Origin of the sequence: Paenibacillus phyllosphaerae (genome assembly GCF_014192105.1) — a bacterium.
GTDB lineage: Bacteria > Bacillota > Bacilli > Paenibacillales > Paenibacillaceae > Paenibacillus_Z > Paenibacillus_Z phyllosphaerae.
Genome location: NZ_JACHXK010000007.1, coordinates 174,275 through 186,282, shown reverse-complemented (window position 1 = coordinate 186,282; position 12,008 = coordinate 174,275). Strand labels below are relative to the sequence as shown.

Sequence of the window (12,008 nt, the reverse complement as noted above, 5' to 3'; positions counted from 1 at the left end):
ATGCTAATCTGGTACCGAATGAGCGCCGAAAAGCGCCGAATTCGCGACCCATGCTCCGACAAAAATAAGGCTTTCCTATCCCATCAGGATAAGAAAGCCCCTTGCTCTTGCACGCTATAATTGCTGTTCTTGCTGGTAGAGCACCGTCGATAGATACCGTTCCCCGTTGCTCGGAACGATGGCCACGATCCGTTTGCCCGCGCCGAGCCGCCCGGCAAGCTGGATGGCGGCATGGATGGCCGCGCCGGAGGAGATGCCCCCGAGAATGCCTTCTTCCTTCGCTACCCGCCGCGCCAATTCGAATGCCTGCTCGTTGCTCACTTGAATGATTTCGTCATAGATGGCGGTGTTCAGGATAGACGGCACGAATCCCGCGCCGATGCCCTGAATTTTGTGCAAGCCTGCCCGACCGCCCGACAGCACCGGCGAAGCAAGCGGCTCCACGGCCGCAATATGGATATTGGGGTAATGCTGGCGCAGCACTTCCCCTGCGCCCGTGATGGTACCGCCCGTGCCCACGCCTGCGACGAAACCGTCCAGGCCGCCTCCGATCGACTCGATCGCCCGCACGATCTCGGGACCGGTCGTCTCCCGGTGAATCTTGGCGTTCGCCGGATTGTCGAACTGCTGGGCCGGGAAGTAGTTCGGATGCTTATCCGCCAGCTCTTGGGCCACGCGGATCGCGCCTTTCATCCCTTCCAATCCCGGCGTCAGCACGAGCTCCGCCCCGTAAGCGCGCAGCAGATTGCGGCGCTCGAGGCTCATCGTCTCCGGCATGACCAGAATGGCTTTATACCCTCTGGCCGCGGCGACCAGCGCGATGCCGATGCCCGTATTGCCGCTCGTTGCTTCGACGATCGTATCGCCTTTCTTGAGACGTCCGTCGCGCTCCGCCTCCTCGATGATGCTGATGGCGATCCGGTCCTTCACGCTGCTCCCGGGGTTGAAGAATTCGAGCTTCAGGAAGATCTCCGCGCTGCCCTCCGGCACGACATGATTCAGCCGAACCAGCGGCGTGTTGCCGATCAGATCCGTAATATTGTTCACGACCAAGCTCATACTCGCCAACCTCCTATTAATCTGATGCCTAAGCGGCATGTGCCGTTCCAATTAAGCGGCGCTCTAGTGTCCGCTAACTCGCGCTAAGCCCTTGCGAATGCTCGTATAGTTCGCAGTATTGCCCGCCGAGCTCGATCAATTCTTGATGATTGCCTTGCTCGACGATCTCGCCCTGGCTCATGACGATGATCCGGTCCGCCTGCATAATCGTGGACAACCGGTGCGCGATCACGATCGTCGTCCGCTCTTGGGAAACGACGTGCAGCGCCTGCTGGATCAGCTGTTCCGTATGGGAGTCCAGGTTGGCGCTCGCTTCATCCAGGATCAGCACCTTCGGCTTGAACACGATGATTCGGGCAAAAGAGATCAGCTGCCGCTCCCCGGCCGACAGTCCGCTTCCCCGTTCGGACAGCTTCGTATCGTAGCCGCCCGGCAGCTTCGCGATGATGGCATCCGCGCCGACGAATTCGCACGCGGCGATGACTTCCTCGCGCGTAATCGATTCGTCGAACATCCGGATGTTGTCGACGATGCTGCCCGAGTAGAGATACGGCTCCTGCTGGACAAGGCCGATCAGCCGGTGCAGGGTCGATTGCGGGATATCGCGCACATCGGTTCCATCGATTCGGATGCTGCCTTCCTTCACGTCATAGAAGCGGCACAGCAGGCTGATGAGCGAGCTTTTGCCCGCGCCGGTCGTCCCGACGACGCCGATCATCTCGCCGGCATGGATGTGCAGATCCAGGCCGCGAATGATGGGGACGCCTTCTTCGTAGTTGAACGAGATGTGCTCGAATTCGATATCGCCCTTTACGCCGTCCAGGCTCTGCAAGCTTGCCGAAGCGTCTTCGCCGCGCTCGGTCGTGAGGGTCATCTGGCGCAGCTCATCGTCCTTTTTCGCACGCGGCTCGGAAGCCTCCTCCTCTTCACGATCGGTAACTTCCGGCTTGCTCTCGAATACGCTCCAGATCCGCGTCACCGCAACCGTCGCCGATTGCAGCGTATTCCACTGTTGGGTGATCGTATTGATCGGTTGGAAGAATTGGCGAATGTACGTGATGAACGCATAGAGGACGCCGAACTCGAGGTCCTGGCCAAGCACGGCTCTGCCGCCGATCCACGTGACGAAAGCGATGGACAGATTGCTCAGAATATCGAAGGTGCGGCCGAACACCACGTTCGTGCGGATTTCGCGCAGATTCGCTTTGAAATACAGCCCGTTGCGTTCGTTGAATTGCCTCTCCTGCTCCTTCTGCTGATGGAACGCTTGGATCAGGTGCATCCCGGACAAATTCTCCGCGACGAAAGCGACCATCCGCGACAGCCTCGTCCTCGCCAGCTGATACGTCGATCGCATGAACGAACGGAAGGCGATGGCAATAATCGAGATGATCGGGAGCAGAATGAGACAGTATAGCGCGAGCGTCGTATCGAGCTGGAACATCATCACCAGAATGAAGATCAGCGTCAGGCCGTCGCGGAACAGGCTGAGCAGCACCTGGTTGAAGAATTGGTTCAGCGCTTCGGTGTCGCTCGACACATGGGTGATCAGGCTGCCGCTCGACGTCCGGTCGAAGTAGCCCATCGACTGCTTCATGATATGGTCGAACAATTGCTTGCGGATGCGCGCGACGATGCTTTGGCCCACATTTTGCAGCAGATTGTTCTGGATATAGGAGAAAACGAGGGTCGATAGGGACAATCCCAAGTAAATAACGGCGATTACGATCAGTCCGCGGTAATCGTTCTTGCCGGCCAGCAGGTTGTCGTCGATCGCGATCTTCATCAAGTAAGGCTGCAGCAATTCCGTCAGAATCGCGATCAGCGTACAGCAGAATACGGCGATGAACGACCACCGATGCGGCTTAATGTAGACCGACAACGCGCGGAAAGCCGAGACGTACTGCGGCTTCTGCTCCGGCATGTTAAGGTCGGCCTTCTGATCCATCTGCCAGTTATGAATGGCTTGTGCCGGTCGCATGCATGCTTCCCTCCTCTTGTATCGCATGAAGGGCAGCATACAGGCCTTGCTCCTGCAGCAGCCGGTCATGTGTCCCCCGCTGCACGATTCTGCCTTCATCGAGCACGATGATCTCATCGGCATACTTGATCGCGCTGATCCGGTGAGCGATGATGATCGTTGTTTTATGCTTGCGTTCCTCCTGGATCGAGGCAATGATGTCCTTCTCCGTCACGGCATCGACGGCGCTCACGCTGTCGTCGAGAATCATGACCGGCGCGTTCTTGATCAGTCCGCGCGCAAGGCTCGTTCGCTGGCGCTGGCCCCCCGATAAGGTAAGTCCCCGCTCGCCGAGCCTCGTCTCGAATTGATTGGGCAACTGGACGATATTGTCGTAGATCTGGGCCTGTCTGGCAGCCTGCTCGACCGCTTCGAACGGACTTTCCCGGTTGTAGAACGCAATATTTTCCTGAATCGTCGTACTGAACAGAAAACCGTCCTGCGGCACATAGGCCACCTGGTTGCGGAGGCTGGCCAGCGTCAATTCTCTCACATCCGTCTCGCCATACCGTATCGCTCCCGGAGGCGGGTCGAACGTGCGCAGCAGCAGCTTCATCAGCGTCGTCTTCCCGCTTCCCGTCCGTCCGATGATGCCGAGCGTCTTGCCGGATGGAATGCGCACGTTGATGTCCTGCAGGACGGGCGCCGTGGATTCGGGATAAGAGAATGTCAGACGCTCGATGCGAATATCCGCCGATGCGAGGTTCGCTTCCAAGGCCGTGGGCGATTCGACGATCTCGGAAGGCTGGGACAGCAAGCCGTTCAGCCGCTCGAGCGAGGCCCGCGAACGCTGGATCGAGTTGATTACGTTGCCGATCTGCTGCAGCGGATTCATCAGCATGCGGATATACAGCGTGAGCGCGACGAAATTGCCGAGCGAGATATGATTCGTAATTGTCAAATAGCCGCCGAAGGCAAGCGCCACGATCAGCGCGATCGCCCCGAGGAACGGAATGAGCGACTGGAAGAACGACGATACCCGAACGAGTCGAAGCTGGTGATGGCGGATCTGATCGACGGTCTTGCCGAACCGCCTGCTCATAATCGGTTCCACCGCGAACTTCTTCGTCACCCGGATGCCCCCGAACTGTTCCTCCGCCGTCTCCGTCATCGTACCGAGCGCCTCTTGAACCTCAAGCGAACGCTTGCGGATGATCGGCCCGAGGTAGACGACGATGAACGGAATGAGCAGCAGCGGGAATACGGATGCAAGAATAAGATAGAGCGGAATTCCGCTCAGCAGCATCATCGTGATGGCGGCGATCAGCAGCATGGAGGAGTTGGCCATCTGGTTCACGCCCATGGAGATCGATTCCCGGACGGCCGTGACGTCATTCATGAAGTAGCTGAGCAGCTTGCCCACGCCGTTCTTCGAATAGAACCGTTCGCCCATCTGCGTGAAATGGCGGAATAATCCGCCGCGGACGAGGAACTCGAACTTCCTGCCCGCATACATGACCAAGTACATCGCGAAGCCGTTGAACAACACGCTGCCAAGCCCGATCAAGAGGAGCAGCAAGCTGTAGTGGACGATAAGGCCGCCCGTTAGTTCGCCGAGCTGCAGCTTATCGGTGAACGTGCCGAGCACTTTCGGATAGAACACGTTGATCAGATTGGAGATGAGATGAAGCGTGATCGATAGTACGTAAAAATGCCACGATACCCGAAAGAAATCGGCTAATATCCGTTTCGGTTTCACAAGGCTTTCACTTCCCTTTTGCGCGGACTCGCTGTCAACCTTGTTTGCTCCGATTGCGGAAACTGAAGATCGTACAGCTGTCTGTAACGTCCTGCCAGATGGATAAGTTCTTCATGCGTGCCATGTTCGACGATATTTCCTTGCTCCAGCACATAAATACGATCCGCCTGTTGAATAGTGGATAGGCGATGCGCGATGACCAGACAAGTGCGGCCTTGAAGCAGCTGCGACAGCGCGTCTTGGATATGCTGCTCGGATTCCGTGTCGAGTGACGCGGTCGCTTCATCGAGAATGATGATCCGCGGATCCTTCAAGATGGCCCGGGCAATGGAGAGGCGCTGCTTCTGTCCGCCGGATAACTTGACGCCGCGTTCGCCGATCTGGGTATGGAAGCCCTCCGGGAATGCTTCAATGAATCGGCTTGCATTCGCGGCTTCGGCTGCGGCAAGCACCTGCTCATCGCTCGCGTCCATGCGGCCGTAGCGAATATTGTCCATGATCGATCCGTTGAAAAGGACGATATCCTGCGAGACGATGCCGATCTGTTCACGCAACGATTGGAGCGTTACCGATCTGAGGTCATAGCCGTCAATCGTGATCCCGCCTCCTTGAGGGTCATAGAATCTCGCGATGAGATGGGCGATCGTCGACTTGCCGGAGCCGGAGGAACCGACGAGCGCTGTGATCTTCCCGCCTTCAAGCTCCAGATCGAATGACTCGAACAAGCGAGCTCCCTCTCCGTAAGCAAAATCCACCTCTCGGAAGACGATGCTCCCCTTGCCTTGCGGAAGGAGGATCGCGTCTTCGCGTTCGACGACTTCCGCTGTCGTGTTCATGATCTCCATAATGCGCTCATAGCCGGCCGCCGCTTGCTGAATCGTATTGATGATTCGGCTGAAATGCCGGATCGGATTCTGCAGCAGCCGCAAGTAGGCGATGAACGCGACGATCGTCCCTACCGTCATCTGGTCGGTCATCGCAAGCCAAGCGCCGAACACCAGCACGATGGCGAGACCGGCGAAATTAAGGAAATCGATAATAGGCTCATAAGCGGCCCGCAAGCGGACAACTTGGATATTCGCGTCCATATTGGCTGTCGTTCGATCTTCGAAACGCTTGGCTTCGTAAGCTTCGGCGGTGAACGACTTGATTAGACGAATGCCCGTAAGCGCGTTCTGCAGATGATCGCTGACATCAGCGACGGAGGCCTGCACGGCGCGGAACGAGGATCGCATCCGCTTGCCGAACAGCCTCGTCGTCAGCAGCATGAACGGGAACGTCGCGAGCAGCAGCAAGGTTAACCGCCAGTCGATCCAGAGCATATAGAGCGCGATGGCGGTAAAGGTGAACAGATCGGTGATGAGTTGCATCATGCTGGAGGAAATCATTTGTTGGAGAATATTGACGTCACTGGTTACGCGGGACATGAGATCCCCGGTACGATTGCGGTCGAAGAAGGAAACATCCAGACTTTGAATATGGCGGTACAGATCGTTGCGCAGCTTGTAGAGCACCTTCTGCCCGGCACTCGCGATCAGCGACGTGCTGGCATAACCGAAGATGCCGAGCAAGGCGGCCGAGCCGAGAATACCGGCGCAGACGAAGAACAGCCGATCGAATGCGCGGTCCGGGATAATGCTGTCGATCGTGATGCGCGTCAATTGCGGAATGGCGAATTGCAGCAGCGAGATGGCGCATAAGCAAAGGACGGCGGCAAGCAGCGATTTCCATTCCAGCTTGGCATCGGCATAGATACTCGCCAGCATACGGTAAATGCTGGCAGGCTTCAGCTTCTCGCCGCTGCCGAATCGTTTCATTCCGCCCATCGACCCGTCCGGTCGCAGCGGATAAGGCGCAGCGCCCCGCTCGCTCATGGCTGCTCACCCTTGGCTTGGCCGGTATCTTGGGCAATCCGCTTGAGCGATTGGGACAGCTCGCTGATCAGCAGGCGCAGCGATTCGGCTTTGACCGGATCCGCCACCGCTGCGCGCTCGGCTGCCTTAAGCAGATGGAGCAGTTCCTTGCCTTTAGGCGTCAGCCGTCGGTTGCGCTTGACGGGTTCGCCGCCCTCCTCCTCGCTAAGGCCCGTTTCGGGCCGTTCTTCGCCTGACTCCGCCTGACCGTTCTCTTCCTTCTCCCTCTCCTCGAGCAAATAAGCCCTGCCTTCATCCGTAATCTCGAAGACCTTCTTCCCTTCCACCTTGGCCGCGGTCACGAATCCTTGGTCCCGGAGCATCTGCAATGTCGGATAGATGGATCCGGCACTCGGCTTGTATGTCCCTCCCGACTGATCCTCCAGCGCCTTCATCATCTGATAGCCGTGCATATTCTCCTGCTGCAGCAGCTCCAGCAGGGCGTACTTGACGCCGCCGCGCATGAAGTAGCGCTTGCCGGATCCTTGCGTGTCTCTTTCATTACCCAAATTCAAAAATAATCGTTCATCCTGCGACCATGCCGTTGCCATGCTTCTTAACCTCCGTTAACGATATATCGTATTGATTTTATTCTATGCGATATATCGTTATGTGGCAATCCTTTCCTTACTAGGGTACGTATGGGTATATCTGCCCATGACAAACTCCAGTAAATTGGTTATTTACTGGAGTTCGATCCTATTCAATTGGCCGGGTGGTTACACTCTCGAAGGTACCGGATTGTTCTCGATGATATCCGCGATCCGCTTCAGCACGCTTTCTTCCAGAACGATGCCCGATGCCTGCACGTTCTCTTCTACCTGCTCCGGACGGCTCGCGCCGACAAGCGCGCTCGAGACGTTCGGCTGTCTGAGAATCCAGGCGAGCGACAGCTGGCCGACCGTGATGTCCAGCTCGCGCGCGATCGCCTGCAGCTGCTGAACCTTCTCGATTTTCTCCTCCGTGATTTTCCCTTTGAAGTTCTCGTGCTTCGCCGCGCGCGATTCCGCAGGCACTTGATTGATCGACGTGTACTTGCCGGTCAAGAGCCCTTGCGCGAGCGGCGAGAAGACGACCTGGCCGAAGCCCTTCTTCTCCCCGAGCGGAATGATTTCTTTCTCAATATAGCGCTCGAACAGGTTATAGATCGGCTGATTGACGACGATCCGGTCGAGCAGGTATTTGTCCGCGATGGCGAACGCTTCGGTAATCTGAGCCGCGGTCCATTCGCTGACGCCGATGTACAGCGCCTTGCCTTGGCGTACCAGATCTTCGAAGGCGCGCAGCGTCTCTTCGAGCGGCGTCTCGGCGTCGAAGCGGTGGCTGTAGAACACGTCGACGTATTCGAGACCGAGGCGCTGCAAGCTGGCGTTGGCCGATTCGATCACATGCTTGCGGGAGAGGCCGCGGTCATTCGGGCCGTCGCCGATCTTGCCGTATACTTTGGTTGCCAGCACGTAGGATTCGCGCGGATATTGACGCAGCGTCTCGCCTACGACGCGCTCCGCTTCGCCTTTGGCATAGACGTTGGCCGTATCGAAGAAATTGACGCCCAGCTCATACGCCTTCTGAATGGATTGGATGGCATTCTCGCGTTCGACGTAACCGCCGTAGGTCAGCCAGCTGCCTAGGCTGATTTCGCTTACTTTCAAACCGCTTGCGCCTAATTTGCGATATTGTACGGACATGGATATATTCCTCCTCGAATGGTTGAATGGTTGTTGGGTTTAGCGCTTAAAATCTAGATTTGCTGGGCTTTCAGCTGCTCGGCATCCCTGCGCAGCGCCCAGATCGCTTTGTTCTTGTTCTCCGGTCGCGCGAGTCCCAGGTTCTCGCGCAGCGTCGTTCCTTCATAAGCCGTGCGGAAGAGGCCGCGGTTCTGCAGCTCGGGCACGACTTTGTCCACGAACGTCTCGAATCCGGCGTAATAGATATGCGGCAGAATATTAAAGCCGTCGGCGCCATGGTTGCGGATCCACTTCTCGATAAAATCGGCGGTCTGGATGACCGAGCCGGTGAACGAGACATGGCCGTGCGCCGCCGCGCTTCGGGCCAAGAACTGACGAATCGTCATCTTATCCCGAACGGCCGCGTCCACGACGACCTGCTGACGGCTTGTGATACCGGTTGTAATCGACCCGTACGGCTTTGCCTTGTCGACGGGAACCGGTCCATCCAACGGATATTCCGACAGGTCCACTGTAAAATAATTCGACAGCCGGCGGAGCGCATGCTTCGGGTTGAGCAGCGCATTGAATTCGTTCTCGATATCGATCGCTTCGGCTTCCGTATCGGCGACGATCGGGCTCAGGCCCGGCATGATCAGCAGCTGATCGGCCGTCCGCCCATACTTCTTCAGCCGGCTTTTCACGTCGAAGTAGAATTCCTCCGCGGCGCCCAGCGTCTGCTGCGCGGTGAAGATGACCTCTGCCGTCTTCGCGGCCAACTCCTTGCCGTTCTCCGAAGAGCCGGCCTGGACGAGCACCGGATACCCCTGCGGCGGTCTCGGGATGTTCAGCGGCCCCTTTACGTTATGGTATTTGCCCTTGAACTGAATCTCGTGAACCTTGCTCGCATCGAGCGAGATCTCGTTCTCCTTATCGTAGACAAGAGCCTCCTCCTCCCAGCTATCCCACAGCTGTTTGGTCAACTCGACGAACTCGTCTCCGATCTCGTACCGCTGCGCCACATCCGGATGCTCCGGCCTGTTGAAGTTCTCGGCATCCTCCTTGGAGTGCCCCGTGACGATGTTCCACGCGGCCCGGCCCTTGCTGATATGGTCGAGCGAAGCGAATTTCCTCGCCACATGGTACGGATCATTGTAGGTCGTGCTGACGGTTGCGATCAGGCCGACATGCTTGGTCAGCGCCGCCAAAGCGGATAACAGGGTGAACGGCTCGAGTCTGCGGCCCAGACCGGAATAGTTGTCCGCGGTGAACAGGGAATCGAATAACCCGCGCTCCGCGATTCTCGCGATGTTCGCATAGTAATCGAGGTCTAAGTCTTCCTTCGGCACGGAATCGGGATGCTTCCACGCGGCGGAGTGATGGCCGGAACCCCGCAAGAACACATTGAAATGCGCCTGTTTGCCTTGCTGCAACTCGCTCAATTGCTACACCTCTCTCTAAGGATGTTGACGATTACTTCAGCTTGAAGCCTTGGCCGGACAGATAGTCCCGCAGATGGCCGCGGTTCCGGCCCGAATTGAACCGGCGCAGCATCTCCCGCGACCAGACCGTCTCTTGGTCGCCGCCTCTGCCCCCGCCTTTGCGCGTCGCATAATAATGTTTGGTAATTGCATCGTAGGCCGCGATCTCATCCGCGAGGCCGGCTTCGCTGTAGACCTCTTCGTGATAGACCGCCGCAAGCGGCAACCGCGGCCGGAGGTCCGGCTCTTGATCCGGTATGCCGACGCATAGGCCGAATACCGGATAGACGAGCGGCGGCAGTTCGAGCAGCTCGGTCACCTCTTGCGGGTTGTTGCGGATCCCGCCGATGTACACGATGCCGTAACCGAGCGATTCCGCGGCGATCGCTGCGTTCTGGGCGGCAAGCGTGGCATCGATCGTGCCGAGCAGGAACAGCTCGACGTTCTGCTCCAGCTCGACATCCTCGTGCTGGCGAATCGCGTTCTGGATCTTGCGCACATCCGCCAACCAGACGAGCAACACGGGACTCTCCACGATTTGCTGCTGATTGCCGGACAGTTCGGCAAGCTTGCGTTTCTTCTCCGGGTCCTTGATCGCGATGACGCTGTAAGCTTGGATATTTGATGAAGTCGAGGCCGCCTGCCCGGACAGCAGAATTTCCTTCAGATGCTCATCCGGAATCGGCGTATCCTTATACTTGCGGATCGAGCGGTGTCCTTTAATAAGGGTAATCGTTTCGTTCATTGGTTCTCCTCCCCTAATGACCGCCGTTATTGCTGACCAAGCGTTGTGCGAAGCGTCTCGACATCCTTGTTAATGGCATCCGTCGCTTTGCGGATCGCGGAGTTGACGTCCAGTCCTTTGACGGCCAGATCCTCGGCGGCTTCTGTTAACCGGCTGCCGATCTCCAGCTCGTAAGGGTGGATGTAGTGCTCCTGCAGCGGCGTGCCGATGAAGACGTTCTGCACCGATTTGCCTTGCAATACCGGAATATCGAGGCCGTATTCCTTTTCCAGTTCCGGATTGATGACCGCCGGCACGCGGCCGTTCCGCGCCAGGATGCGCTGGCCGTCATCGGAGAGAATCTCCGCAATGACCTGGAATGCTTCGTCCTTGTGCTTGCTCTGGCTGTTGACGGATAGGGAGTGAATCTGCGCCTCTCTCGTCTTGCCCAGCTGATCTTCAAAGTTCGGCGCCGGCGCGATGTCCCAGTTGAACTCAACGCCCTGCTGCCTTAATTCCTCGAGCGGGCCTACCATGTTGGCCAGCCACGTGACGCGCATCGCCACGACCTGGTCCTTCATGAACTGATCTCGCCCCCAGTTCCATGTGCCATCCGGCGTAACGTAGCCCGGGATCTCGAAGATCCGCTTGTTCAGCTCGAAGATCCGCAGCCATTCCGGCGTATCCAAGGCCGCATTCCCCGTCTCGCGGTCGACATAAGGCAGCCCGAGCCCTTTGGCCAGCCCCGTCAAATTGTCCACGGATAACCCGATGTAATGCACCCCGTTCTCGGTGCGCGTCAATTTCTGGGCGATCTCGAGCACTTGATCCCAGGTCAATTGCTGATCCGTCGGGTAGTCCACGCCGAACTTATCGAATATATCCTTGTTGTAATAGAGCACGTGCTGATTGGCATTGAACGGGATCGCATAGATCTGATCGCCCTTGCCCTTAGTGATCTCCGTGATGTAGTCGAATAGGATCGGCTTGATCCGGCTCGTGTCAAAATGATGCCGCTCGATCAGCTCCCTCAGATCCTCGTAAGCGCCCGTACGGATAATCTTCTGATGCGACGAGGACGAGGAATAGATGATATCCGGCGTATGGGTAGACAATACCTCTTCGGCTGTCGTTTCCGCCGCCGTCGTAATCCGCTCGATCGTGACGTTCGGATATTTCTTCTTGATCGGGTCCGCGATCAGCGTCTTGAATTCCGTATCCGGGAATGTGCCGCTCGTGTTATAGAAAGTCAGCGTCAGCGGTTCGTCGCCAAGTTTCTTGAACGTTGCCGGCTCGGCTTGCTCAGTCTTCGCGGGCGCTGCCGAATTCGCCGAGTTCCCGCTGCCTTCCGCGTTGCCCGCATTCCCGCCGGCGTCATTTCCGCACGCTGCCATGAGCATGGCGATGATCGCCAATGCCGCTCCGCTTGCTAATTTCTTCACGGT

Annotated in this window: 9 protein-coding genes; all 9 read right to left on the bottom strand. The window is 57.5% G+C overall.

Annotated elements, in window-relative coordinates; all coding sequences use genetic code 11:
- Window positions 1-114 precede the first annotated feature (114 nt).
- The 9 genes from cysK to FHS18_RS17095 all read right to left on the bottom strand — a co-directional run bounded on the left by cysK (window position 115) and on the right by FHS18_RS17095 (window position 12,005).
- Entirely contained in the window at window positions 115-1,059 is a 945-nt protein-coding gene (cysK, locus tag FHS18_RS17135; protein ID WP_183601308.1) for a cysteine synthase A, read from the bottom strand.
- A 73-nt stretch (window positions 1,060-1,132) separates the two neighbouring features.
- On the bottom strand, window positions 1,133-3,007 hold the full coding sequence (locus FHS18_RS17130; protein WP_246427732.1) for an ABC transporter ATP-binding protein: 1,875 nt from the start codon (window positions 3,005-3,007) through the stop codon (window positions 1,133-1,135).
- Window positions 3,008-3,014: 7 nt separating this feature from the next.
- The gene (locus FHS18_RS17125; RefSeq protein WP_183601306.1) at window positions 3,015-4,778 is read right to left on the bottom strand and encodes an ABC transporter transmembrane domain-containing protein; all 1,764 of its coding nucleotides are present in this window, start codon (window positions 4,776-4,778) and stop codon (window positions 3,015-3,017) included.
- Window positions 4,775-6,652, bottom strand: a complete 1,878-nt coding sequence (locus tag FHS18_RS17120; RefSeq protein WP_246427712.1) for an ABC transporter ATP-binding protein — start codon at window positions 6,650-6,652, stop codon at window positions 4,775-4,777. The genes FHS18_RS17125 and FHS18_RS17120 overlap by 4 nt, the downstream gene beginning before the upstream one ends.
- A complete protein-coding gene (locus tag FHS18_RS17115) occupies window positions 6,649-7,242 on the bottom strand; it encodes a PadR family transcriptional regulator (RefSeq protein ID WP_183601305.1) in 594 nt (197 codons plus the stop codon). The genes FHS18_RS17120 and FHS18_RS17115 overlap by 4 nt, the downstream gene beginning before the upstream one ends.
- 168 nt (window positions 7,243-7,410) lie before the next feature.
- Window positions 7,411-8,379 (bottom strand): aldo/keto reductase family protein, encoded by a 969-nt coding sequence (locus FHS18_RS17110; RefSeq protein ID WP_183601304.1) that lies wholly within the window; start codon window positions 8,377-8,379, stop codon window positions 7,411-7,413.
- A 53-nt stretch (window positions 8,380-8,432) separates the two neighbouring features.
- On the bottom strand, window positions 8,433-9,800 hold the full coding sequence (locus FHS18_RS17105) for an LLM class flavin-dependent oxidoreductase (RefSeq protein WP_183601303.1): 1,368 nt from the start codon (window positions 9,798-9,800) through the stop codon (window positions 8,433-8,435).
- A gap of 31 nt (window positions 9,801-9,831) precedes the next feature.
- Complete coding sequence (gene nfsA, locus FHS18_RS17100; RefSeq protein ID WP_183601302.1) at window positions 9,832-10,584, bottom strand: oxygen-insensitive NADPH nitroreductase; 753 nt, start codon at window positions 10,582-10,584, stop codon at window positions 9,832-9,834.
- 26 nt (window positions 10,585-10,610) lie between these two features.
- Complete coding sequence (locus FHS18_RS17095; RefSeq protein ID WP_183601301.1) at window positions 10,611-12,005, bottom strand: extracellular solute-binding protein; 1,395 nt, start codon at window positions 12,003-12,005, stop codon at window positions 10,611-10,613.
- Window positions 12,006-12,008: the final 3 nt, after the last annotated feature.

Excerpts from the sequence above, each read along its gene's own strand:
- cysK (WP_183601308.1), bottom strand. The coding sequence starts at position 1,059 with ATGAGCTTGGTCGTGAACAATATTACGGATCTGATCGGCAACACGCCG.
- FHS18_RS17130 (WP_246427732.1), bottom strand. The coding sequence starts at position 3,007 with ATGGATCAGAAGGCCGACCTTAACATGCCGGAGCAGAAGCCGCAGTAC.
- FHS18_RS17120 (WP_246427712.1), bottom strand. The coding sequence starts at position 6,652 with ATGAGCGAGCGGGGCGCTGCGCCTTATCCGCTGCGACCGGACGGGTCG.
- FHS18_RS17115 (WP_183601305.1), bottom strand. The coding sequence starts at position 7,242 with ATGGCAACGGCATGGTCGCAGGATGAACGATTATTTTTGAATTTGGGT.
- FHS18_RS17110 (WP_183601304.1), bottom strand. The coding sequence starts at position 8,379 with ATGTCCGTACAATATCGCAAATTAGGCGCAAGCGGTTTGAAAGTAAGC.
- nfsA (WP_183601302.1), bottom strand. The coding sequence starts at position 10,584 with ATGAACGAAACGATTACCCTTATTAAAGGACACCGCTCGATCCGCAAG.